This is a genomic window from Nonomuraea sp. NPDC001831, from assembly GCF_042892035.1.
Classification (GTDB): domain Bacteria; phylum Actinomycetota; class Actinomycetes; order Streptosporangiales; family Streptosporangiaceae; genus Nonomuraea.
In genome coordinates, this window is record NZ_JBIATU010000004.1 from 445778 (window position 1) to 470158 (window position 24381).

A 24381-nucleotide genomic window follows, 5' to 3' on the forward strand; every position below is an offset into this window, starting at 1 on the left:
AGGAGAACGAGGTCAAGCGGCTCCTCACCGAGCTGGACGAGGGCGGCGCCGACGCACCCGCACACGGTCCTTCCGCTCACGGCGGCGCGGGCGGACGCCGGTCCTCAGTCGCGCGGCTCGACGACCAGGAACACGGGGATGGTGGTCGTGAGCAGTGTGCCGGGGGACGGCGCCTGGGCGGTCACCACCCATCCGCCCGTCTCGGGACCGCCGTCGGGGTTGACCCGCTGCACCCGCGCGGTGATCCCCAGCGCGGCGAGCTGCCCGTTCGCCGCGCCCAGCTCCCTGCCCCACAGCTCGGGCATGGAGCCGAGGTAGGTGGGGGAGGGCGCGGCCGTCGCCGCCGGGAGGGGCGTCCGAGGGGGAGGGGCGGCCTGGTCGCCGGTTCCCTCCAGCAGCAGGGCGGTGAACGTCCCGCTCAGCGCGAGCCCCATGACGACGAACGTGGCGATCAGGCGTGCCTCCGGCCGGTTCACGCTTCCTTTGTACGCCATCGGGATCACGCCGTGGGCCTGCCCGGCGTGGCGTGCTTCCGCGCTGGGGCGAAGTAGCCAGAATGGGAACCATCTGGTCACTCAGCGTGAGGGGGAAAGATGCGGTCGATCACATGGGCGGCGGCGGTCGCCGTCGCGGTCGTCGCCGCGGGACCCGCCGCCCTCGCCGCGGCGGCCACCGGGCCGGACGGGGACACGTCCTGGAAGAAGCTCACGTCCTTCCGGGTCTCGCCGGCGGCGCCGCACCAGAACGACGCCATCCGGCTGCTCATTCACTGCCCCACCCAGGCCAACCACGCCGTCGTCGGGTCCACGGCGTTCCCCGTCAAGGGGTCGTGGCGGATGTTCCGCGAGGTGGGGATCGGGCTGGGTGGCATGGGGTTCGGCAAGAAGGGCGTCGTCATCTCCCGGTACGCGCCGCCGGGGGAGCACGAGGTGCAGCTGAAATGCGTCAAGGTGACGGCCGACTGGCTGACCGGCCTCAGGAAGGTCAAGGTCATCAGCCGGTCGGAGGTCCCGCTCGTGGTACGCCCGTTCCGCCTCGGCCAGTTCTTCTGACACCCTGAGCTCCCCGCCGGCATCCATACCCGTACCGGGTGCAGGTTGCCGGAGATGGGCGGCTGCCGTATCCTGCACGTTCGGAAGAGCCGGAGCGACGGGGGAGGGCCGGTGGGGAGCCTGCGACAGGGTGCGCGTGCACTCCTGCTCGTCGTCCTTGCCCTCGGCGTGTGCGGGATGCACACGCTCGGCCATGTGAACGCCCGGCACGACACGGCGACCGCGCGGCACGGCCTGGCGGTCGTTCACGAGCTGCCCGTCGGCCCCGTCGCCCCCGTCGCCGCCCTGGCGGGGCTCGCGCCCGGCCACGAGATGCCGGGGCTCGATCCGGCCGGGGTGTGCCTGGCCGTCCTGACGTCGCTGCTCGTCGTGGTGCTGCTGGCCCTCTGGGTCGGGGTGCGGCGGCGGGCCGTCGGCGGCGCCGATCCGGGCCCGGCCTTCCGGCCCGTCGCGCGGCCGCCGCCGCGACCCACGTCCCTGAGGCTGGCTCGTCTCTCGATCCTGCGCATATAGGCCGCCCCTTCGCCCGGACGCCCTCGACGGCGATCCGCGTGCATCGGCCTACCCGCAGTTCCAGCGAACGAGAGAGCACATCAGCATGTCCACCAACCGTAAGATCGGCCTCGCCGCCGCCGCAGGCGCGCTCGTCCTGCTCACCGCGTGCGGCGCGAACGACACCGCCTCCACGGCCGCGCCCGGGGGCACCACCGCGAGCGCCACCCAGAGCGCCACCGAGACCGCCACCGCCGGCGCGGCGCCGTCGCAGCAGTCGTTCAACGACGCCGACGTCATGTTCGCCCAGATGATGATCCCGCATCACCAGCAGGCGGTCGAGATGGCCGGCCTGGCTCCGCAGCGGGCGAAGGACCCCGAGATCAAGAAGCTCGCGGCTGACATCAAGGCCGCCCAGGATCCGGAGATCCAGACCATGAAGGGCTGGCTGGCCGAGTGGGGCAAGCCCGTCCCGTCCGGGGGCATGGGGCATGACATGCCCGGGATCATGTCCGCCGAGGACATGAAGAAGCTCGACGGGGCCAAGGGGGCCGCCTTCGACCGGCTCTTCGCCGAGCAGATGATCGCCCATCACGAGGGAGCGATCGAGATGGCCCGTACCGAGCAGGCGAGCGGGGTGAACCCGCAGGCCAAGGAGCTGGCCAAGGCCATCGAGAGCACGCAGCAGGCCGAGGTGGCCCAGCTCCGCAAGCTCCTCGAACGCCTCTGACCCACCCACCGCCCGGACGCATCGGCCGTCCGGGCAAGGGGTGCGTCTTGCCCGCCGCCTGGGCGCTTGTGGCGTTCGGGTGGTGGGTGCGCCCTGCCTGGTCATGGCCACCGGGCGGACCGTACCGGCCCGCTCCCGGTCACGGTCGCCCCGCGGACCTGTGCCGGCCCGCTGCCCGGTCACGGCTGCCGGGCGAACGGTTCGGCCCGCCCGCCGCCCCTTGGACGACGGTCGTTCCGGAGGGGAGGCCGACGCTGGCGACGAGGCATGCGGGGGCGTAGATCCGTGCGGGGCAGCGGGCGGATGCCTGGAGGCCGGCTGACCCGGCAGAGCCTCGCCGAGGGGGCAGAGGAAGGGGCGGAGGAAGGGGGGCGAGGGAAAGGGGCGGGGGAAGGGGGCGGCCACGCCGGGATCGTTGCCCGTCCGGGTGGGGCGTCTCCGCCGTCCATGCGTGGATCCGGGAGGCGGGCCCTGCGGGGCGCGGCCCGTCCAGGTGTGGGGTTTGTCTGGTTTTTGGTGGTGTGTTCGTGTCGGGGAGGTGAACTGCGGGGTTGGTTTGAGGGCAAGGGTTGCGGATGAGGGTGTTCTTGTTTACCGTCCGCTATGAGCGTTAGGAAAGTTTCCTAACGCCGTGCATCGATCACGGTCCACCTGCGGATGGCCCCATGGCACCCCCTATCCGAAGGATCAACGCATGATCAGACGTCCTGAGCGGCGCCCCCGGCGGTCGTCGCTACTCGTCACGGCCCTGGTCGCGGCCCTGATGGCGGCCGCGCCCCTGGCGCCGCCGGCCACCGCCGCGGCCGGTTCCAGCGCCGACACGCTCCTGTCAGGCGGCAAACCGGTCACCTCGTCCTCCGTCGAGGGCAGCGGCTTCGAAGCGGCCAAGGCGGTGGACGGCAACGCCTCCACCCGCTGGGCCAGCGTCGAGGGCCACGACCCCGAATGGATCAGGGTCGACCTCGGCGACACGTACAACGTCTCCAGGGTGAAGCTGTCCTGGGAGGCGGCCTACGGCAAGTCGTACAAGATCCAGACCTCGCCGGACGGCGCCACCTGGACCGACGTCTACTCCACCACCTCCGGCAACGGCGCGACCGACGACCTGACGGTCAGCGGCAGCGGCCGGTACGTGCGCATGTACGGCACCGCCCGCGGCACGACGTACGGCTACTCGCTCTACGAGCTGGAGGTCTACGGCAGCGGCGGCGGCGGCGGGACCGACACCACCCCGCCCTCCGTCCCGGGCAACCTGCGCGCGACCGGCACCACCTCCACCAGCGTCTCCCTGGCCTGGGACGCCGCCACCGACAACGTGGGCGTCACCGGCTACCTCGTCTACCGGGGCTCGACCCTGGTGACCACCGTGACGGGCACCACGTACACCGACACCGGCCTGACCGCCGCCACCGCCTACAGCTACACGGTCAAGGCGCGCGACGCGGCGGGCAACCAGTCGGCGGCCGGCGGCCCCGTCACGGCGACCACCCAGCCCGGCGGCGGGGGCGGTCCCGCGGTGCCCTTCGGCAGCCACACCATCCCGTACGCGGCGGGCATGCTGCGTCCCTCCGGCGACCAGGCCACGCTGGACGCGCGGGTGGTCGACTACTACAAGCGGTGGAAGGCCGCCTTCGTCCGGCAGAACTGCGGCAACGGCTGGTACGAGGTCATCTCCCCGGACGCCGACCACCCGTACGTGGCCGAGGCCCAGGGCTACGGCATGGTGGTGGTCGCGACCATGGCCGGGGCCGACCCCGACGCCAAGAAGATCTTCGACGGCATGGTCAAGTGGATGCTCGCCCACCCGTCGTCCGTCAACCCCGACCTGCTGGCCGCCGAGCAGGACACCGCCTGCAAGAGCGTCGACGGCGGCGACGGCGCCACCGACGGCGACATGGACGTCGCCTACGGCCTGCTCCTGGCCCACCGGCAGTGGGGCAGCGCGGGCACGTACAACTACCTCGACCTGGCGATCAAGCACATCAACGCCATCAAGAAGGACGAGATCAACCCGTCCACGAACCTGCTCAAGCTGGGCGACTGGAGCAGCTCGGGCGACCAGTACTACTACATCACCCGTACCTCCGACTGGATGGTCGACCACTTCAGGGCCTTCAGGAAGGCCACGGGCAACAGCGCCTGGGACACGATCAGGACCGCCCACCAGAACCTGATCACCACCCTGCAGAACACCTACGCCTCCGCCACCGGCCTGCTGCCGGACTTCGTGGTCAACACCAACACCACCGCCAAGCCGGCCCCCGGCCAGGTGCTGGAGGACCCGAACGACGGCCAGTACTGGTGGAACGCCTGCCGCACCCCGTGGCGCATCGCCGACGACGCCGTGACCAGCGGCGACGCCAAGTCGCTCGCCTCGGCCAGGAAGCTCAACTCCTGGATCAAGAGCAAGACCGGCGGCGACCCCAGCAAGATCGCCATCGGCTACAAGCTGAACGGCACGCAGATCTCCAGCGGCAGCGAGGCCGCCTTCTTCGCCCCGTTCGCGGTGGCGGCGATGACGGACTCCGGCAGCCAGGCCTGGCTCGACGCGCTCTGGAACAAGATGCTCGGCACCCCGATCGACGCGAGCAGCTACTACTCCTCCAGCATCCAGCTCCAGGTCATGATCACGGTGACCGGCAACCACTGGGTGCCCTGACCGGCGGCGGAACCCGAGCCGTGGGCGCGGGCGGGGGGCGCGGGGCCGGCCCCCCCCCCGGCGGGGCGACCCAGGGCGGGGCCCGCGGGGCGGGGCCCGGCCCCCCCCGCGCCCCCCCCCCCCCCCCCCGGTTTCTTATCCGGGGCCCCGCAAACCCGTGGGTCCCCGCCCGGGGGGAGAACCCCGCGCGGGGCCCGGGGACGGGGGCCGGGGCCACGGCCCCCCGAAGGGAGGAACTCCATGAGACGGGCCCTGCTGACCGGGCTCCTGCCCCTCCTGCTCTCCACCCCGGCCGCCGCCCTGCCGGCCGCCGGAGAGACCGGTGCCGGGGTGGCCGGGGTGGCAAAGGCGGCTGAGGCGGTCGAGGCGGTCGAGGCGGTCAAGGTGGCCGAGGCGGTCGAGGTGGTCGAGGTGGCCACGGCGGCCCAGCTCGCCGGCGCGCTGGCCGCGGCGGTTCCCGGGCAGACCATCAGGCTCGCACCCGGCGAGTACCACGGCGCCTTCGTCGCCCGGCGACCCGGGACGTCCGCCGCCCCGATCACGCTGACCGGACCGGCGGACGCCGTCCTGGTCAACGACGGCCCCTCCGGCGTCGCGCCGTCCTGCCCCGCGCCGGGCGGCGGCTGGGACTCCGGGTACGGGCTGTGGCTGTACGAGGCGCCGTACTGGCGGCTCGCCGGGTTCACCGTCAAGGACTCCAAGAAGGGCGTCGTCCTGGACGCCTCCCCGCACGTGGTGATCGACGGCGTGTACGTGCACCACGTCGAGGACGAAGGCGTGCACTTCCGGCGCAGCTCGTCCGACGGCGTGCTGCGGAACTCCCGCATCACCCACACCGGCCTCCTCCAGCCCGGCTACGGCGAGGGCGTCTACCTCGGCTCGGCCGGCTCCAACTGGGGCTGCCACGGCAACACCGGCGGCGCGGACCGTTCGGACCGCGTCCAGGTCGTCGGGAACACGATCGGCCCGTACGTCGCCGCCGAGCACATCGACGTCAAGGAGGGCACCAGCGGCGGCCTGATCAGCGGCAACACCTTCGACGGCACCGGCGTCAGCGGCCAGAACTCCGCCGACTCCTGGGTGGACGTCAAGGGCTCCGGCTACACGATCGAGAACAACACCGGCACGTTCGCCCCGCCCGGCACCTTCGCCAACGGCTACGAGACGCACAATCCGGTCACGACGCCGTCCTTCCTCAACGGCTGCGGGAACGTCTGGCGCGGCAACCGGTCCGATCTCGGCGGCGTCGGCGCGTACGCCATCAAGATCACCTCGACGTCGAAGTGCGCGGCCGATCCCAACGTCGTGCGCTCCTCCAACACCGTCACCGGCGCCACCCGCGGGCTGACGAACGTCCCCGTGACCCCGGGCTGACGGCCCGCTCGGGAGCAGCCGCCCGGCCTCCGGGCGGCGCCCTCGCCGTGCCGTGCGCCGCCCGGGTGAACCCCGCCCAACGGGGTTAAGAAACCTTCCTAACTTCATTGACAGCCCTCAGCGCCCTGCGCCACGATCCCGGTAAGCGGCTCGGCGCGGCTTCCTCTCCCAGGATGTGACGCGCTCAGCGAAAGACCTCCTGCCCCGGCCGCCCACCGGACCGTGCTCCGATCTCTCACCCCCAGGAGAATCGCCATGTCCAGAGTCCGCCTGACCGCCACGGCCGTCATGGCCGTGATCGGCCTGGTGGCCGGCCTGCTCGTGGCCGCCAACGCCTCGGCCGGCACCGCCGAGACGCTGCTGTCACAGGGCAAGCCCGCCACCTCCTCCTCCAAGGAAGCCACCTCCTACGCCGCCGCCAAGGCCTTCGACGGCGACCTCACCGGCACCCGGTGGGCCTCGGCCGAAGGCCACGACCCCGAATGGCTGCGCGTCGACCTCGGCGCGTCCCAGCAGATCACCCGGGTCAAGCTGACCTGGGAGGACGCCTACGCCACGTCGTACAAGATCCAGACCTCCCCGGACGGGAGCACCTGGACCGACGTCTACTCCACCACCGCCGGCGACGGCGGCGTGGACGACCTCACCGTGACCGGCACCGGCCGCTACGTCCGCATGTACGGGACCGCGCGCGGCACCGACTACGGCTACTCCCTGTGGGAGATGCAGGTCTACGGCGGCGGCACCCAGCCGACCGACCCGCCGGGCGACACGTTCGTGGTGGCCGCCGCCGGTGACATCGCCGAGCAGTGCACCGCCAGCTCCTCCTCCTGCGTGCACCCGAAGACGGCCGCCCTGGTCGAGTCGATGAACCCCGAGTTCGTCATCACCATGGGCGACAACCAGTACGACGACGCCCTGCTGTCGGACTTCCGCAACTACTACGACAAGACGTGGGGCAGGTTCAAGGCCAAGACCCGCCCGGTCCCCGGCAACCACGAGACCTACGACCCGGCCGGGTCCGAGGCCGGCTACAAGTCCTACTTCGGCGCCATCGCCTTCCCGCAGGGCAAGAGCTACTACAGCTACGACCGGGGCAACTGGCACTTCGTCGCGCTCGACTCCAACCACTTCGACCAGTCCGCCCAGCTCACCTGGCTCAAGAGCGACCTGGCCGCGACCACCAAGCCGTGCGTGGCCGCGTACTGGCACCACCCGCTGTTCAGCTCCGGCGAGCACGGCAACGACCCCGTCTCCAAGCCCGTGTGGCAGGCCCTGTACGCGGCCGGCGCCGAGTTCGTGCTCAACGGGCACGACCACCACTACGAGCGGTTCGGGCCGCAGAACCCCAGCGCCCAGGCCGACACCGCGAAGGGCATCGTCGAGGTGCTCGGCGGGATGGGCGGCGCGTCGCCGTACCAGATCGAGAACGTGCAGCCCAACAGCCAGAAGCGGCTGAGCGGCACGTTCGGCGTGCTGAAGCTGACCTTCACCGGCAGCACGTTCGGCTGGCAGCTGATCGGGACCGACGGCTCGGTCAAGGACACCAGCCCGACCTACTCCTGCCACTAGATGTACATCTCGCTTCTCGGCACCCGGCTGACCAGGGCGGTGCCCGCCAACGTGGTGGCGCTCGGCCTGGTCAGCCTGGTCACGGACGTCTCGTCGGAGATGGTCACCGCGGTGCTGCCGCTGTACCTGGTGGGCGCGCTCGGGCTCAGCCTGGTGCAGTTCGGGCTGCTGGACGGCCTGTACTTCGGCGTCACCGCGCTGGTCAGGCTGGCCGGCGGGCACGCCGCCGACCGGTGGAGCCGCCGCAAGCTGGTCGCCGGGCTCGGGTACGGCCTCTCGGCCGTGTGCAAGCTGGGCCTGCTCGCGGCCGGCGGGTCGGCCGCCGCACTCGGCCTGGTGCTGGCCGCCGACCGCACCGGCAAGGGGCTGCGCACCGCGCCCCGGGACGCCCTCATCACCCTGAGCGCCCCGCCCGACCGGCTGGGCGGCGCGTTCGGGGTGCACCGGGCGATGGACACCGTGGGCGCCTTCCTCGGGCCGCTGGCCGCCTTCGCGGTGCTGACGGCGACGGCCGGCGCCTACGACGCGGTGTTCGTGACCAGCTTCTGCGTGGCCGCGCTGGCCGTGCTGCTGCTGGTCCTGTACGTACGGGACCGGCGCGGGCCGCTGACCGCCCGCGTCCGGCTGCGGGCGGCGGTGACACGGGAGCCCGGGTTCCGCCGGGCCTGCCTGGTGGCGGTGGCGCTCGGCCTGGTCACGGTCAGCGACTCGTTCGTCTACCTCGTGCTGCAGCGGCGGCTGGCGATCGCGCCCGAGCTGTTCCCGCTGCTGCCGCTCGGCACGGCGGGCGCGTACCTGCTGCTGGCGGTGCCGCTCGGCAGGCTGGCGGACCGGTTCGGGCGCGCGACGGTGTTCGTCGCCGGGCACGTGGCGCTGCTCGCGGTCTACCTGGTGCTGATGGGCCCGGCCTGGCTGCTGCCCGCGCTGCTGCTGCACGGCCTGTTCTACGCCGCCACCGACGGCGTGCTGATGGCCCTGACCGGGCCGATGTTGCCGGAGAGCGCGCGCACCGGCGGGCTGGCGCTGCTGCAGACCGGGCAGGCCACGGCCCGGATGGTGTCGTCCATCCTGTTCGGCCTGCTGTGGGCCGGGACGGGGGAGGGGCCGGCGCTGGCGGTGATGGCCGCGGGGCTGGTGACGGCGTCCGCGATCGCCTGGCGGGCGCTGCGATCACAAGGAGGTCGTCCATGAGACGGGTGCTCGTACTCCTCGCCGCGGTGGTCCTGCTGGCGGGCGGCGCGACCGCGTACGCCACCTGGGCGGCGTCCTCGCGGCAGGCCGGGCCCGCCGTCGCGGGGTTCGACACCGGCGAGCCGGGCCGGGTGCTGGTGCGCAGCGGCGGACGCGTCGCCTCCGTGCCGCTCGCCGACCCGGGCGCGCCGCCGCAGGTCAGCTCCCGGGCCTGCGACCGCTTCTACACGGCGAACGGCACCACCCTCTGCCTGGTCACCCGGCCCGGCCCGCTGCCGAAGACCGAGGCGCTCGTCCTGGACCGGTCGCTCAAGGAGACCCGCCGGATCAACCTGGCCGGCGTCCCGAGCCGGGCCCGCGTGTCGGCCAGCGGCCGGATGGCCTCCTGGACGGTGTTCGTCACCGGCGACTCCTACAGCACCGGCGGCTTCTCCACCTGGACCGGCATCCTCGACACCCGGACCGGCTACCTCGTCACCAACATGGAGGACATCCCGCTCTACCTCGACGGCCGCCGCTACCACTCGGCCGACGTCAACTACTGGGGGGTCACGTTCGCCGCCGACGACAACCGCTTCTACGCCACCGTCGCGACCAAGGGCAAAACGTACCTGGTGGAGGGCGACTTCGGGGCCTGGCGGGCGCGGGCGCTCAGGGAGAACGCCGAGTGCCCGTCCCTGTCGCCGGACGGGACGCGGCTGGTGTTCAAGAAACGTGTCTCGCCGGGCCCGTGGCGGCTGCACCTGCTGGACCTGGCCACCATGCGGGAGAGCCCGCTGGGGGAGCGGGCCAGCATCGACGACCAGGCCGCCTGGCTGGACGACCGCACGGTCATGTACGCCAAGGACGGCGACGTGTGGGCGGCCGACGTCGGCGGCGGCCCGCCCCGCCGGCTGATCCCCGGCGCGAGCTCCCCCGCGGCCGTCCGCTGACGCGACCGCCTGCCTCCGGGGGCGGTCAGGGGAGCCGGATGAGACGCCGCTCTACCGCGGCCGTGACCGCGGCCGTGCGCGTGTCCACGCCGAGCTTGTCGTAGATGTGCACCAGGTGGGTCTTGACCGTCGCCTCGGTGATGTAGAGCCGCCGGGCGATCTCCCGGTTGCTCGCCCCGCTGGCCAGCAGCTCCAGCAGCTCGACCTCGCGGGCGCTCAGCGCCGGGCCCGGCTCGCGCATGCGCCGCATCATCCGGGTCGCCACCTTGGCCGACAACACGCTCTCGCCCCTGGCCGCGGCGCGGATGCCCTGGAACAGCTCCTCCGGCGGGCACGCCTTGAGCAGGTAGCCGATGGCCCCCGCGTCGACGGCCCGCATGATGTCGGCGTCGCTCTCGTACGTCGTCAGCACCAGCACCTGCGGCGGCGTGGGCAGCCCGCGGACCCGCCGGGTGACCTCCACGCCGTCGACGCCCTCGCCGAGCTGCAGGTCCATGAGGACGACGTCGGGGGAGCGGGCGGCGATGCCGCGCAACGCCTCGGCCCCGTCGGCCGCCTCGCCGACGATCTCCATGTCGGGCTCGCCGCCGAGCAGCGCCACCAGCCCGGCCCGGACCACCGGATGGTCGTCGACCAGGAACAACCTCATGCCCCACCGCCGTCCAGGGCCCGCGGCGGCCACCCGGCGGGCACCCGGGCCGCGACCGCCGTGCCCTCGCCGGGCGCGCTCTCCACCACCAGGACGCCGTGCACCTCCGCCAGCCGGTCGCGCATCGCCCGCAACCCGTAGCCGCGGCCGGGAGCGGGGGCCGGCTCGGCGAATCCGACGCCGTCGTCGAACACGTCGAGCGTCACCTCGCCGTCGAGGTAGGACAGCGTCACCGTGACCGTCACCCCGGCCGCCGGGTCCGCCGCCGGGGCGGCGTGGTCGCGTACGTTGGCCAGCGCCGCCTGCGCCACCCGCAGCAGCGCCGTCTGCACCTCCGGCGCCAGCGGGTACTCCTCGCCCGCCAGCCGGAAGCGCACCTGCGGTCCGGTCTGGCCGGCGTCCGCGCAGAGCCGGGCGAGGGCCTCGGGCAGCGTGACGTCCACCAGGCCGGGCGGCTGGAGGTCGCGGACGAACCGCCGCGCCTCGGCCAGGTTGTCGGCGGCGGCCGCGGCGGCCCGCCGTACGTGGGCGCGGGCCTGGGCCGGGTCGGTGGCCCACATGCGGTCGGCGGCCTGGAGCAGCAGGCCCATGCTGGTCAGGCCCTGGGCGAGGGTGTCGTGGATCTCCCTGGCCAGCCGTTCGCGCTCCTCCAGGACGCCGGTGCGGTGGCGGGAGTCGGCCAGCGTGCCCCGGGTGCTGATCAGGTCGTCGATGAGCAGCTGCCGGGCCGCGCTCTCACGTTGCAGCTCCCCGAAGATCACCGCCGTCATGGCCGCGATGCCGACCGGCGCGAGGATCAGGCTGACGTCGAGCTCGCGGGCGATCTCCAGCTGGGCCACGATCACCACCAGGGTCAGCGCCGCGGCGGCCACCGCGAAGCCGTGCGCGTTGAGCAGCCGCAGGCACAGGAAGAGCAGGGGGACCGCGCACCAGCTGAACGACGGCGCCAGCACCACCAGCGCCAGCCACACCGCCGCCACGCCGCCCAGCCAGACCAGCCGCCCCTGCCGGCCCAGCCGGTTCCACCAGACGATCCCGGCCGCGTACGCCAGCGCGAGCAGGCCGCAGACGGCCAGCGACGTCACCGTCTGGGCGCTCATGCCGTGACGGGACACCAGCCGCAGGGCCGAGGCGGCGAGCAGCAGGTAGAAGCCGACGTGCATGGCCCAGTTGAGCCAGGTGCGCTCCCTCATGGCCCTCCCCGTCGCCGCGCCCTTCGACACTATCCCCTGCCCGACAATGGCCCCCACCAGGGCGGCGGCGCATCAACCGATCGGTTGACCCGGCCCTCGACCGCTCGGCGCGCGGGGATCGCCCGTGCTCCCGATGGCCCGCGGCGGTCCGCCCGGAAACCTGGAGGTGTCCGACGAGGTGTCCGACTTCGCCCTGACGAACTGGAGAAACCATGAACATCCGTACTCGCCTGGTCGCCGGCTCGCTGTCGGGGCTGGCCGTGCTGGCCGGCGCCGTCGCCGCCACCTCGCCCGCCCAGGCCGCCGACGCCGCCCACAGCGCTCGCGTCGCCCGGGTCGCCGCGGCCGAGCCCGTCGTGCAGACCGGCGTGCTCTCCGCCGACGCCGCGCTGAAGATCGCCGACGCGGCCCTGAAGGAGGCCGTCAAGCAGAAGCAGCGCGTCACCGTCGTGATCGTCGACCGGTCCGGCGCGACCCGGCTGGTGCTCAAGGGCGACGGCGCGGGCCCGCAGACCGAGGAGTCGGCCCGGCGCAAGGCGTTCACCGCGGTCTCCTTCGGCCGGACGACGTCCGAGCTGGGCAAGGGCGTCAACGGCGGCGGGCCGTCCATCGCCGACATCCCGGGCACCCTCTTCCTCGGCGGCGGCGTGCCGGTCGCCTCGGGCGGCGCCCCGGTCGCGGGCATCGGCGTCGGCGGCGCCCCCAGCGGCGACATCGACGAGTCCATCGCCCAGGCGGGCCTCAAGGCGGTGGCCGGGCAGCTTCGCTGACCGGCTGGACCGGCCCCCGGCGCGCCGCCGGGGGCGGGCGGACGGAAGGATGAGGGGATGAACCGCCGAGCCATCCTGACCTGGGGACTCGGTCTGATGCTCGCCGCCTGCGGCGGGCGCGAGGTGAAGGGAGCGGGAATGGCCGACGAGGAACTGCTGGCGGGGGCCGCGCGCGGGGACGCCGCCGCCGTCCGGGACGCGCTCGGCGCCGGGGCCGACGTCGAGGCCCGCGACGGGCAACGCCGTACGGCCCTGCTGCTGGCGGCGGCGGCCGACCACGTCGAGGTGGCCAAGGTGCTCGTCGCGGCGGGCGCCGACCCCGACGCCCAGGACGCCAGGAAGGACACCCCCTGGCTGGTCACCGGCGTCACCGGGAGCGTGGCGATGCTCAAGGCGCTGCTGCCCGCCGGCCCCGACCTGACCAGGCGCAACCGGTACGGAGGCGTCTCCCTCATCCCGGCCTGCGAGCGCGGGCACGTCGAGTACGTGCGCGAGGTGCTGAAGACCGGCATCGACGTCGACCACGTCAACGACCTGGGCTGGACGGGCCTGCTGGAGGCGGTCATCCTGGGCGACGGCGGCGAGCGCCACCAGGAGGTCGTGCGGCTGCTCATCGCCGCGGGCGCCGACGTCGACCTGGCCGACCGCGACGGCGTCACGCCGCTCGCCCACGCCGTGGCCAAGGGCCAGCGGCAAGTGGCCGCGCTGCTCCGCGAGGCCGGAGCCCACTGACACACGGCGGGGGTGCGGCCTCGGTGGCCGTGCGGGAGGCAGGCGTTCGGAGCACGGTGGGCGCCTGCTATGGTGTGAAATGCTTGTGATCCTCAGCTAGGAGACCAGACATGGCAGGTGACGACGACATCTCCGGGTGATACCGGAGGTTGATCGGCCCCGGCGTGAGCGCGTGAGCGCCGCCGGTGCGGCCGCGTTCGTCGTTTCCCGAATCCCTGTCCTTTCACCGGGCGGCTTCGGCATGCCCGCGTTCTCCGTCGAGGTCTTCTTCACATGTCCGACGCGTTCATCGTCTGCTCCAACCTGTCCTTCTCCTGGCCTGACGACACCCCCGTCTTCAGCGACCTGTCCTTCAGCGTGCCCGGCGGCCGTACCGGCCTGGTCGCGCCCAACGGCGCCGGCAAGAGCACGCTGCTCAAGCTGATCGCCGGGGAGTACCGGCCGCGCTCGGGCGGCGTGTCCGTCAACGGCGTGCTCGGCTACCTGCCGCAGAGCCTGCCGCTGGCCGGCGACCTGACCGTGGCCGAGGTCCTGGGCATCGCCCCGGTCATCGCCGCGCTCAACGCCATCGAGGCGGGCGACACCGCCGAGGAGCACTTCACCACCATCGGCAACGACTGGGACATCGAGGAACGCACCCGTGCCCAGCTCGACCGGCTCGGGCTCGGCCACCTCGGCTTCGCCCGCACCCTGCGCACGCTGAGCGGCGGGCAGATCGTCTCGCTCGGCCTGGCCGCGCAGCTGCTCCGGCGGCCCGACGTGCTGCTGCTCGACGAGCCCACCAACAACCTCGACCTCGACGCCCGACACCGGCTGCACGCCGTGCTCGGCGACTGGAAGGGCTGCCTGCTCGTGGTCAGCCACGACCGTGCCCTGCTCGACCGCATGGACCGCATCGCCGAGCTCGACCGGGGCGAGGTGCGCTTCTACGGCGGCGACTTCACCGCCTACGAGGAGGCCGTACGCACCGAGCAGGAGGCCGCCGAGCGCAACGTGCGCACGGCCGAGCAGGAGCTCAAGCGCGAGAAGCGGGAGATGCAGCAGGCCCGCGAGCGCGCCGAGCGCAGGGCCGGCAACGCCGCCCGCAACCTGAAGAACGCCGGCCTGCCGCGCATCTTCGCCGGGAACATGAAGCGCGGCGCCCAGGAGTCGGCCGGCCGGGCGGGCCAGACGCACGCCGCCCGCGTCAGCGACGCCAAGGCCCGGCTCGACGAGGCGGGCCGCGCCCTGCGCGACGACCAGCGCATCTCCCTACAACTGCCGGGCACCAACGTGCCCGCCGGGCGCACGGTCTTCCAGGGCGAGCACCTCATGGCCCGCGGCCTGTTCGCCGAGCCCGGCATCGACCTGGTCGTGCGCGGGCCCGAGCGCATCGCGCTGACCGGCCCCAACGGCGCCGGCAAGTCCACCCTGCTGCGCCTGATCACCGGCGACCTGGAGCCCGACGGCGGCTCCGCCAGGCGGGCCGACGGCCGGGTGGCCTACCTGTCGCAGCGGCTCGACCTGCTCGACGACGAGCTCACCGTCGCCGAGAGCCTGGCCGCCTTCGCCCCCGCGATGCCGGCCGCCGAGCGGATGAACCTGCTGGCCCGCTTCCTGTTCCGGGGAGCGCGGGCCCATCTGCGGGTAGGTGTGCTGTCGGGCGGCGAACGGCTGCGCGCCACGCTGGCCTGCGTGTTGTGCGCGGAGCCGGCGCCCCAGCTGCTGCTGCTGGACGAGCCGACCAACAACCTCGACCTGGTCAGCGTGGGCCAGCTGGAGAGCGCGCTCGGCGCGTACGAGGGGGCGTTCGTGGTGGTCAGCCACGACGAGCGGTTCCTGGCGGAGATCCGGGTGGACCGCAGGCTGGAGCTGTCCGGCGGGCGGCTGCTGGAGGGCGGCGGGCCGGACGCGGGGTGACGCCGCCCCTGGGGGCTATTTCCGGACATATTACTAAACTTGGATGGTTCGTTCTCTTGTGTCATTCAGGTTTGTATAGGTAGGTTTGGCGGCTATGACCGCATCGAAGGCTCCGACGACCGCCGAGGAGCTGCGCGGCGCCGGGCTGCGGGTGACCGCCGCCCGGGTCGCGCTGCTCGAGACCGTCCGGGAGGGCGACCACCTCGGGGTCGAGGCGATCGCCTCCGGGGTGCGCGAGCGCGTGGGTCATATCTCGTTGCAGGCCGTGTACGACGCCCTCCACGCGCTCGCCGCCGCGGGGCTCGTCCGCCGTCTCGACCCCCCGGGCAGCTCGGCCCTGTACGAGGGCCGCGTCGGGGACAACCACCACCATCTCGTGTGCCGGTCCTGCGGCGCCGTGGCCGACGTCGACTGCGCCGTCGGCCACGCCCCCTGCCTGACCGCCTCCGACGACCGCGGCTTCGCCATCGACGAGGCCGAGGTCATCTATTGGGGCCTGTGCCCCGCCTGCTCCACCGGCAGCAGTTCCTGAGCACCCAGATTCCGCCTCGTCCGGAAGGATTCCCATGTCTGAGAACCATGATGCGATCGTCACAGACGCCAAGTCGGAGGACTCGGGCGGCTGTCCGGTCGCGCACGAGCGCGCCCCGCACCCGACCCAGGGCGGCGGCAACCGCCAGTGGTGGCCGGAGCGGCTCAACGTCAAGATCCTGGCCAAGAACCCGGCCGTGGCCAACCCGTTCGGCGAGGGCTTCGACTACGCCGCGGAGTTCAAGACCCTCGACCTCGCGGCCGTCAAGCGCGACATCGCCGAGGTGCTGACGACCTCGCAGGACTGGTGGCCGGCCGACTTCGGCCACTACGGCCCGTTCATGATCCGGATGGCCTGGCACAGCGCGGGCACGTACCGCATCAGCGACGGACGCGGCGGCGCCGGGTCCGGGCAGCAGCGCTTCGCGCCGCTCAACAGCTGGCCGGACAACGGCAACCTGGACAAGGCCCGCCGCCTGCTCTGGCCGGTCAAGAAGAAGTACGGCCGCAAGATCTCCTGGGCCGACCTGCTGATCCTCACCGGCAACGTGGCCCTGGAGTCGATGGGCTTCAAGACCTTCGGCTACGCCGGCGGCCGCGTGGACGCCTGGGAGCCCGACGAGGACGTCTACTGGGGCCCGGAGTCCACCTGGCTCGACGACCAGCGCTACACCGGTGACCGCGAGCTGGAGAACCCGCTGGCCGCGGTCCAGATGGGCCTCATCTACGTCAACCCCGAGGGCCCCAACGGCAACCCCGACCCGCTGGCGGCGGCCCGCGACATCCGCGAGACCTTCCGCCGCATGGCGATGAACGACGAGGAGACCGCCGCCCTGATCGTGGGCGGTCACACCTTCGGCAAGACCCACGGCGCGGGCCCGGCCGACCACGTCGGCCCCGACCCCGAGGCCGCCCCGATCGAGCAGATGGGCCTCGGCTGGCGCAACAGCTTCGGCACCGGCAAGGGCGGCGACGCCATCACCAGCGGCCTTGAGGGCATCTGGACGAACACCCCCACGACCTGGGACAACAGCTTCCTGGAGATCCTCTACGGCTACGAGTGGGAGCTGTTCAAGAGCCCCGCGGGCGCCAACCAGTGGCGGCCGAAGGACGGCGCCGGCGCCGGCACCGTGCCCGACGCCCACGACCCGGCCAAGCGGCACGCCCCGACGATGCTGACGACCGACCTGGCCCTGCGCGTGGACCCGATCTACGAGCAGATCACCCGCCGCTGGCTGGAGCACCCCGACGAGCTCGCCGACGCCTTCGCCCGCGCCTGGTACAAGCTCACCCACCGCGACATGGGCCCGCGCGCCCGCTACCTCGGCCCGGAGGTCCCGGCCGAGACGCTGCTGTGGCAGGACCCGCTGCCCCCGGTGACGCACGAGCTCGTCGACGCGGCCGACGTCGCCGCCCTCAAGGAGCAGATCCTGGCCACGGGGCTGTCGGTGTCCGAGCTGGTGTCCACCGCGTGGGCCTCGGCCTCCTCCTTCCGCGGCAGCGACAAGCGCGGCGGCGCCGACGGCGCGCGCATCCGGCTGCAGCCGCAGAGCGCGTGGGAGGTCAACGACCCCGACCGGCTGGCGACCGTGCTGGGCACCCTGGAGGGCGTCCAGAAGGCGTTCAACGGCGCCCAGACCGGCGGCAAGCAGGTCTCGCTGGCCGACCTGATCGTGCTGGCCGGGTGCGCGGGCGTCGAGCGGGCCGCCAAGGAGGCCGGCTTCGACGTCCAGGTGCCCTTCACGCCGGGACGCGCGGACGCCACGCAGGAGCAGACCGACGTGGAGTCGTTCGCCGCGCTGGAGCCGGTCGCCGACGGGTTCCGCAACTACCTCGGCAAGGGCAACCGCCTGCCGGCCGAGTACCTGCTGCTCGACCGGGCCAACCTGCTGACGCTGAGCGCGCCGGAGATGACCGTCCTGGTGGGCGGCCTGCGGGTGCTGGGCGCCAACCACCGGCAGTCGACGCTCGGCGTCCTCACCACGACCCCGGGGAGGCTGACCAACGACTTCTTCGTCAACCTGCTCGACCTGGGCACGACGTGGCACTCGACCGAGGACGCCAACGTCTTCGAGGGGCGCGACGCCGCCACCGGCGAGGTGCGGTGGACCGGCACCCGCGCCGACCTCGTGTTCGGGGCGAACTCCGAGCTGCGCGCGGTCGCCGAGGTCTACGCCAGCGACGACGCCAAGGAGAAGTTCGTCCGTGACTTCGTCGCGGCGTGGGACAAGGTCATGAACCTCGACCGGTTCGACCTGGCCTGAGCCTGACCGGAACGCCCGGGGCGGCCGCCCCGGGCGTTCCGCGTGCCCGGAGACTTGCGCGGTGGTGGGGGATCCCTTACCGTTTTCATACTAAACAAGTCGCTTTTACGGGATAAGTCGCTTTTGAGGAGCCCTGATGCGTTTCCACTGGTTCCTGCCGACGACCGGTGACGGCCATGACGTGCGCTCGGCCATCACCACCACCGACGCCTTCCGTCCGGCCGCCCGCCCCGCCACGCTCGGCTACCTGACGCAGGTCGCCAGGGCCGCCGAGCAGGCCGGGTTCGAGGGCGCGCTCACCCCCGTCGGCGCCGGCTGCCCCGACCCGTGGATCGTGTGCGCGGCCCTGGCCCAGCACACCGACCGGCTCAGGACGCTGGTCGCCTTCCGCACCGGCTACGCGCTGCCCACCCTGCTGGCCCAGCAGGCCGCGGCCTTCCAGGAGATCTCCGGCGGCCGGCTGCTGCTCAACGTCGTCACCGGCGGCGACCCCGTCGAGCAGCGCGCCTACGGCGACTTCCTGGACCACGACGCCCGCTACGCCAGGACCGCCGAGTTCCTGCACGTGCTCCGCCGCTCCTGGGACGGCGTGCCGTTCGACCACCACGGCGAGCACTACCGGGTCGAGGGCGGCGGGCTGGCCGGGCCGCTCGACCCGAGGCCGCCGCTCTACTTCGGCGGCGCCTCCCCGGCCGCCGAGCAGGTCGCCGCCCGCCACGCCGACGTCGTGCTCATGTGGGGCGAGCCGCCCGCGGCGGTCGCCGAACGCGTCGCCCGGCTGCGCGCCCTGGCCGCGCCCCTGGGCCGCGAGCTCCGGTACGGCCTGCGCGTGCACGTCATCGCCCGCGACACGAACGAAGCCGCCTGGGCCGAGGCCGACCGGCTGCTCGCGGGCATGGACCCGGGCCGCATCGCCGAGGCCCAGCGGCGTTTCGCCCGCTACGACTCCGTCGGCCAGCGCCGCATGGTGGACCTGCACGCCGGCGGCACCCGCGACCTGGAGATCCATCCGGGCCTGTGGGCCGGGGTCGGGCTGGTGCGCGAGGGCGCGGGCACCGCCCTGGTCGGCTCGTACGACGAGGTCGTCACCCTGCTGCGGGAGTACGCCGCCACGGGGGTGACGGAGTTCGTCCTGTCGGGCTGGCCGCACCTGGAGGAGGCCTACCGGGTGGGCGAGTACGTGCTGCCCCGCCTGACCCCCGAACCGGCCCGCGAACCGGCGCCGGCCCTCGCCTCCGGACATTAGGCGGTGAGCAGGGCCTGGGCGGTGACGCGCAGGTCGGCGACGGCCGCCGTCGCCCGCGCGGCGTCGAAGGCGGGATCGCCCAGGCGCTGCTCCAGGTCGGCCAGCACCACGACGACGTGCAGGTTGAGCACCCGCAGGCGCTCGCGCGTCAGGCCGGGCAGCCGCCGCCGCAGCAGGGCGGCCAGCTCGGCGACCCCGGGATGGTGGTCGCTGGAGTAGGGCCAGGAACGGTAGCCGCCGGACAACACGTAACGGCTGGTGAAGCGCAGGTACCAGCTCGTGCCCGGGTGGCCGAGCACGTGCTCGGCCAGCGGGGCCAGATACGCCTCGACCAGGGCGGGAAGGTCCTCCTCCAGGCCGCGGGCGCGCAGGTCGCCGATCAGCTCGCGGCGGCGCTCGTTGAGGGGGGTCATGCGGTGGGCGTACAGGGCGTCGATCAGGCCGGCCTTGCCGTCGAAGTGGTACTGGACGGCCGAATGGTTGCCCTGCCCGGCCGCGACGGCGATCTCCCGGAGCGAGACGTCGAGGCCGCGCTCGGCGAAGAGCCGTTCGGCCGCCAGGAGAATCTTCTCTTTGGCCTGCATTCCCACCTTTTCCGGATCACCGAGGTATCGTCGCGGATTAAGACACTCTGTCTTACTCTCGTGCCGTCTGCTGTCCAAGACCGTACGCCTCTCCTGGCAGGAGCCTCGCCGTGACCGCAGAACCGATCTTCCGCCGGGCCGGCCGCCCGCCGGAGCACGCTCCGAACGTCCTCGCCGTCGTCCTGGACGACACCGGCTTCGCCCAGCTCGGCTGCTTCGGCTCCGGCATCGCCACGCCGCACATCGACCGGCTCGCGGCCGGCGGCCTGCGCTACAACCGGTTCCACGTGACGGCCCTGTGCTCGCCGTCGCGCGCCTGCTTCCTCACCGGGCGCAACCACCACGCCGTCGGCATGGGCTTCCTCGCCGACCTCCCGCTCGACCACCCCGGCTACACCGCCCGCATCCCGCGCTCGGCCGCGACCCTGCCGCGGATCCTGCGCGACCACGGCTACTCCACCATCGCCATCGGCAAGTGGCACCTCACGCCGCGCTACGAGCGCTCGGCGGCAGGCCCGTTCGGCCACTGGCCGCTCGGCCAGGGCTTCGAGCGCTACTACGGCTTCCTGCAGGGCGACACCAACCACTACGCGCCCAACCTCGTCCGGGACAACCACTACGTGGAGCCGCCCGCCACCCCCGAGGAGGGCTACCACCTCACCGAGGACCTCGTCACGCAGGCCGTCCGGCACCTCGACGACCAGCGCCACGCCGCCCCCGGCAAACCGTTCTTCCTCTACCTCGGCCTCGGCGCCACGCACTCCCCGCACCACGTCGCGCCCGAGTGGAGCCGGCCCTACCGGGGCCGCTTCGACCAGGGGTGGGACGCCTGGCGGGAGAAGATCTTCCGGCGCCAGACCGGGACGGGCGTCGTCCCGCCCGGCACCGTGCTCACCCCGCGCCCGGACTGGGTGCCCGCATGGGCCGGCCTCACCGCCGACCGCCGCCGCCTGTACGCCCGCCAGCAGGAGGTCTTCGCGGGCTTCCTCACCCACGCCGACGCCCAGCTCGGCCGGCTGATCGCGCACCTGGAGGAGACCGGGCGGCTCGACGACACCATCGTCGTGATCTTCTCCGACAACGGCGCCAGCGCCGAGGGCGGCGTGGACGGCAGCGTCAACGAGCACCGCTTCTCCGCCGGCATCCGCGAGTCCCCGCGGGACAACCTGGCCCACCACGACGACTGGGGCGGGCCGCGCACCTACAACCACTACGCGTGGGGCTGGGCGTGGGCCGGGAACACGCCGTTCCGGCTGTGGAAGCGCTACACCTGGCTCGGCGGCACCCGTACGCCGCTCATCGTCCACTGGCCGGCCGGGATCGGCGGCGGCGGCGCGGTGCGCGACCAGATCGTGCACGTCAACGACCTGTTCCCGACCCTGCTGGACGCGATCGGCATCCGGGCGCCCGACGTCGTGGACGGGATCGAGCAGCAGCCGGTCGACGGGGCCAGCTTCCTGGCCACCTTCGGCGACCCCGGGGCGCCGGCGCCGCGCACCACCCAGTACTTCGAGATGCTGGGCTCGCGCTCCCTCATCCACGGCCGCTGGAAGGTCACCACCGACCACGTGTCCACGGGCGTCCTGGACGAGGAGGACCTGCTCACCGGCAGCCGCGACCTCGACGCCGACCACTGGGCGCTGTTCGACCTGGCGGCCGACTTCTCCGAGGCGGCCGACGTGTCCGCCGGGCATCCGGAGGTGGTCGCCGAGCTGCGGCGGTTGTGGGACCGGGAGGCCGGGCGCAACAACGTCCTGCCGCTGTACGACGACCTCGTGGCCCGCTTCGGCGCGCTCATCGGGCCGGCCTGGCCCCCCGGCGACGACCGCACGTTCCGGCCCGGGGCCTCGCCCGTGTGCGACGAGTCGCTGCCGCTGCTGTTCGGCGGCTTCCGCTGGACGGCCGAGATCGAGGCGGCCCGGGAGCCCGAGGGCGTGCTGTTCGCGCTGGGCGACTGGAACGGCGGCTTCGCCCTGTACGTCACCGGCGGCCGCCTGGCCTTCACCTTCTCCCGCGCCGGGGAGCCGCTGGAGCTCACCGCCGACCGCCCTCTGCCCGCCGGCCGCCAGGCCGTGGACGTCGTCCACACGACGGGCCCCGCGGGTTCGGCGTTCCACCTGTCGCAGGGCGGGGTCGTGGTGGGCACCCTGGCGTTCGACGGCCTGCTGCCGGTCGCGCTCCAGCACGGCGGGGCCGGGCTGCGGCTCGGCCACGACCTCGGGCTGCCCGTCTCCGGCCGGTACCGCGTCCCGGCCCGGTGGAACGGGCGGCTGTTCTCGGTCCGGCTCAGGACGCCGGGCGCCGCGACCCCCGACCTGCTCGCCGGCCTGCGCACCGCGCTGCACGCCGACTGACGGCGCGGCCGGGGGCGCGGTCGACGGGCGTGGCCCGGGCGCGGATGACGGCGTCATCCGGGGCGTCGGTTGACGGGTGTGGTCCCGGGCGCGGTTGACGGTGTGGTCCGAAATCGGCCGGTGCCGGGGACGTCGTGGCTGGTTGGCTGGTTCGCCGTAGATCAACCCCTGTCCTGGAAACGGAACCATGGCCACCACCACCCTCGCCCCGCCGCGCCCGCCGCTCATCTCCTGGCTCGCGGTCGCCTCGATCACCCTCGGCATCTTCGCCATCGTCACCAGCGAGATCCTGCCCATCGGCCTGCTGACGACCATCGGCGCCGACTTCCGCGTCACCGACGGCACCGCGGGGCTGACCATGACGCTGCCGGGCTTCGTGGCCGCCGTCGCGGCGCCCGTCCTGACCGTGGCCACCGCCCGGCTGGACCGCCGGGTGATGCTCTGCGTCCTGATGGCGGTGCTGGCCGCCGCCGACGTGCTGGCGGCCGTGGCCGGGGCCTACTGGGTGGTGCTGGCCTCGCGGGTGCTCGTCGGCCTCACCATCGGCGGCTTCTGGTCGATCGCGGCGGGGCTGGCGTCCCGGCTGGTGCCGCCGGCCGCCGTGGGCACCGCGACGGCGGTGATCTTCTCGGCCGTGCCGCTGGGCTCGGTGCTCGGCGTGCCGGCCGGGACCTTCATCGGGCACCTGGCGGGCTGGCGGACGGCGTTCCTCGTCCTGGCCGCGCTCTCGGTCCTCGTGCTGGTCGCGCTGCTGCGCGTGCTGCCGCCGCTGCCGGCCCGTCAGGTCACCGGCGCGCGCGTCCTGCTGGACCTGCTGCGGGTGCGCGGCACCGGGATCGCCCTGCTGGGCACGTTCCTCGTCGTGCTGGCGCACTTCGGCACCTACACCTACGTCACGCCGTTCCTGGAGCACGTCACCCGCCTGCCCCCGGCCGCCGTCAGCGCCGTCCTGCTGGCCTACGGCGCTGCGGGCATCGCGGGCAACTTCCTGGCCGGCCGGATGGTGGCCACGGCCCCCCGGCTGGCCTTCGCCGTCTGCGGCGGTCTGATCGCGGCGGCCACCGCGCTGCTGCCCCTGGCCGGCACCTCGCCGGCGGGCGCGGTCGTGCTGCTGGTGGTGTGGGGGCTGGCCTACGGGGGCGTGCCGGTCTGCTCCCAGACGTGGTTCCTGCGGGCCGCGCCCGGCGCGCCGGAGGCGGCGACCGTCGTGTTCACCTCGTCGTTCCAGGCGACCTTCGCCCTCGGCGCGCTGCTGGGCGGCACGGTCGTCGACGCCTTCTCGGTCTCGGCCGCGATGGTCGCGGGCGGGCTGGTCGCGCTGGTGATGGCCGGGTCGTTCTCCTGGCTCACCCGTCCCCGCCGGGCCGCGTGAGCGGGGGAGGGGACGGGCGGTCAGCCGTCGAGGTGGTCGCGCAGGGCGTCGAGGCGGCCGTCCCAGTCGCTGGCCAGCGCGGCCAGGAACTGCTGGGCCACCCGCATCGGAGCCGAGCGCAGCCGGTAGCGGACGCGACGGCGCTCACCGGGCTCGGCCGTCACCAGACCGGCCTCGCCCAGCAGCGTCAGGTGCTTGGCGATGGCCTGCCGGGTGATCGGCAGGCGGGCGGCCAGGTCGGTCGCCGTGGCCGGGCCCCGGGCGGCCAGCTCGGCCAGGACGGCGCGCCGGCTCGGGTCGGCCAGGGCGACGAAGACCTGCTCGGCCACCGCCTCGATGTCAGGCGGCGGCAAGGTGCCCGACCAGCTCGCCCAGCTCGCTCGCCCACCCCTCGGAGTGGGCGTCGTACGCCTTGCGGTGGTGGTCGTCCGGCAACTGGGCGAAGCCGGTCTCGACGACGGTCAGCCGGGTGCCCGTGCCGGCCGGTTCGAGGGTGAACTCGACGTACGTGCGGCGCGGATCGCCCTCCGGCATGCCGAAGACCGGCCACGTGAAGCCGAACACCGACGGCTCCTCCACGCGCTCCACGCGCAGGTCGACGGTGTGCCCGTGGCTCCAGCTCAGCCGCGCCGGCCCGCCGGGACGCAGCTCGATCGCCGCCTCCTGGCCGAACCAGGCGGCCAGCCCCTCGGGGGTGGTGAGCGCCGCCCACACCTTGGCCGGCGGCTGGGCGAGCTCGAGGGTCCGCTCGACCCGATCGGGGAATCCCATGACAACCTCCATAT

General features: G+C 73.4%; 22 protein-coding genes. 16 read left to right on the forward strand and 6 right to left on the reverse strand.

Going from position 1 to position 24381, the window contains the following annotated elements:
* Window positions 1-104: 104 nt before the first annotated feature.
* Window positions 105-476 carry a hypothetical protein gene (locus ACFYYW_RS17205; protein ID WP_387649779.1) on the reverse strand — a complete coding sequence of 124 codons (372 nt, stop codon included), beginning with the start codon at window positions 474-476 and terminating at the stop codon, window positions 105-107.
* 117 nt (window positions 477-593) lie between these two features.
* Between ACFYYW_RS17205 and ACFYYW_RS17210 the strand changes: the two genes are divergently transcribed.
* The 8 genes from ACFYYW_RS17210 (at window position 594) to ACFYYW_RS17245 (ending at window position 10002) form a co-directional block, all read left to right on the forward strand.
* Window positions 594-1052: a hypothetical protein gene (locus tag ACFYYW_RS17210; RefSeq protein WP_387649782.1), complete on the forward strand. Its 459-nt coding sequence runs from the start codon at window positions 594-596 to the stop codon at window positions 1050-1052.
* Between the two features lie 111 nt (window positions 1053-1163).
* Window positions 1164-1565, forward strand: coding sequence for a hypothetical protein (locus tag ACFYYW_RS17215; protein WP_387649784.1), 402 nt, complete (start codon window positions 1164-1166; stop codon window positions 1563-1565).
* Between the two features lie 85 nt (window positions 1566-1650).
* Window positions 1651-2274, forward strand: a complete 624-nt coding sequence (locus tag ACFYYW_RS17220; protein ID WP_387649787.1) for a DUF305 domain-containing protein — start codon at window positions 1651-1653, stop codon at window positions 2272-2274.
* 694 nt (window positions 2275-2968) lie between these two features.
* On the forward strand, window positions 2969-4933 hold the full coding sequence (locus ACFYYW_RS17225) for a glycosyl hydrolase family 8 (protein ID WP_387649790.1): 1965 nt from the start codon (window positions 2969-2971) through the stop codon (window positions 4931-4933).
* Between the two features lie 240 nt (window positions 4934-5173).
* Window positions 5174-6307: a hypothetical protein gene (locus ACFYYW_RS17230; protein ID WP_387649793.1), complete on the forward strand. Its 1134-nt coding sequence runs from the start codon at window positions 5174-5176 to the stop codon at window positions 6305-6307.
* 255 nt (window positions 6308-6562) lie between these two features.
* Window positions 6563-7879: a discoidin domain-containing protein gene (locus tag ACFYYW_RS17235; protein ID WP_387649796.1), complete on the forward strand. Its 1317-nt coding sequence runs from the start codon at window positions 6563-6565 to the stop codon at window positions 7877-7879.
* Window positions 7880-9070, forward strand: coding sequence for an MFS transporter (locus ACFYYW_RS17240; RefSeq protein WP_352365181.1), 1191 nt, complete (start codon window positions 7880-7882; stop codon window positions 9068-9070). It abuts the gene before it with no gap.
* Window positions 9067-10002, forward strand: coding sequence for a TolB family protein (locus ACFYYW_RS17245; RefSeq protein WP_387649799.1), 936 nt, complete (start codon window positions 9067-9069; stop codon window positions 10000-10002). Before ACFYYW_RS17240 ends, ACFYYW_RS17245 begins: the two co-directional genes overlap by 4 nt.
* 25 nt (window positions 10003-10027) lie before the next feature.
* Here the strand turns inward: ACFYYW_RS17245 and ACFYYW_RS17250 are convergent, their stop codons facing one another.
* Both ACFYYW_RS17250 and ACFYYW_RS17255 read right to left on the reverse strand, forming a co-directional pair.
* Window positions 10028-10651 carry a response regulator gene (locus ACFYYW_RS17250; RefSeq protein WP_387649801.1) on the reverse strand — a complete coding sequence of 208 codons (624 nt, stop codon included), beginning with the start codon at window positions 10649-10651 and terminating at the stop codon, window positions 10028-10030.
* Window positions 10648-11844 (reverse strand): sensor histidine kinase, encoded by a 1197-nt coding sequence (locus ACFYYW_RS17255; protein ID WP_387649803.1) that lies wholly within the window; start codon window positions 11842-11844, stop codon window positions 10648-10650. The genes ACFYYW_RS17250 and ACFYYW_RS17255 overlap by 4 nt, the downstream gene beginning before the upstream one ends.
* 212 nt (window positions 11845-12056) lie before the next feature.
* Here ACFYYW_RS17255 and ACFYYW_RS17260 point away from each other — a divergent pair, with 212 nt between their 5' ends.
* From ACFYYW_RS17260 to ACFYYW_RS17285, 6 genes are all read left to right on the forward strand, one after another.
* The gene (locus ACFYYW_RS17260; protein WP_387649806.1) at window positions 12057-12614 is read left to right on the forward strand and encodes a heme-binding protein; all 558 of its coding nucleotides are present in this window, start codon (window positions 12057-12059) and stop codon (window positions 12612-12614) included.
* Between the two features lie 57 nt (window positions 12615-12671).
* On the forward strand, window positions 12672-13346 hold the full coding sequence (locus ACFYYW_RS17265; RefSeq protein ID WP_387649809.1) for an ankyrin repeat domain-containing protein: 675 nt from the start codon (window positions 12672-12674) through the stop codon (window positions 13344-13346).
* 273 nt (window positions 13347-13619) lie between these two features.
* Entirely contained in the window at window positions 13620-15245 is a 1626-nt protein-coding gene (locus ACFYYW_RS17270) for an ABC-F family ATP-binding cassette domain-containing protein (protein WP_387649811.1), read from the forward strand.
* Between the two features lie 94 nt (window positions 15246-15339).
* Complete coding sequence (locus ACFYYW_RS17275; protein ID WP_352327424.1) at window positions 15340-15777, forward strand: Fur family transcriptional regulator; 438 nt, start codon at window positions 15340-15342, stop codon at window positions 15775-15777.
* 34 nt (window positions 15778-15811) lie between these two features.
* Entirely contained in the window at window positions 15812-18040 is a 2229-nt protein-coding gene (gene katG, locus ACFYYW_RS17280; protein ID WP_387649814.1) for a catalase/peroxidase HPI, read from the forward strand.
* A gap of 136 nt (window positions 18041-18176) precedes the next feature.
* Window positions 18177-19286, forward strand: a complete 1110-nt coding sequence (locus ACFYYW_RS17285) for an LLM class flavin-dependent oxidoreductase (RefSeq protein ID WP_387649817.1) — start codon at window positions 18177-18179, stop codon at window positions 19284-19286.
* Here the strand turns inward: ACFYYW_RS17285 and ACFYYW_RS17290 are convergent.
* Window positions 19283-19870, reverse strand: coding sequence for a TetR family transcriptional regulator (locus ACFYYW_RS17290; RefSeq protein WP_364391868.1), 588 nt, complete (start codon window positions 19868-19870; stop codon window positions 19283-19285). The genes ACFYYW_RS17285 and ACFYYW_RS17290 overlap by 4 nt on opposite strands.
* Before the next feature lie 110 nt (window positions 19871-19980).
* Between ACFYYW_RS17290 and ACFYYW_RS17295 the strand changes: the two genes are divergently transcribed.
* Together ACFYYW_RS17295 and ACFYYW_RS17300 are read left to right on the forward strand one after the other, a co-directional pair.
* A complete protein-coding gene (locus ACFYYW_RS17295; RefSeq protein WP_387649820.1) occupies window positions 19981-22224 on the forward strand; it encodes an arylsulfatase in 2244 nt (747 codons plus the stop codon).
* Window positions 22225-22411: 187 nt separating this feature from the next.
* Window positions 22412-23596, forward strand: coding sequence for an MFS transporter (locus tag ACFYYW_RS17300; protein WP_387649822.1), 1185 nt, complete (start codon window positions 22412-22414; stop codon window positions 23594-23596).
* Window positions 23597-23616: 20 nt separating this feature from the next.
* Here ACFYYW_RS17300 and ACFYYW_RS17305 read toward each other — a convergent pair whose 3' ends face one another.
* Entirely contained in the window at window positions 23617-23949 is a 333-nt protein-coding gene (locus ACFYYW_RS17305) for an ArsR/SmtB family transcription factor (RefSeq protein WP_387649824.1), read from the reverse strand.
* Window positions 23936-24367: an SRPBCC domain-containing protein gene (locus ACFYYW_RS17310; protein ID WP_352329087.1), complete on the reverse strand. Its 432-nt coding sequence runs from the start codon at window positions 24365-24367 to the stop codon at window positions 23936-23938. The genes ACFYYW_RS17305 and ACFYYW_RS17310 overlap by 14 nt, the downstream gene beginning before the upstream one ends.
* Window positions 24368-24381 lie beyond the last annotated feature (14 nt).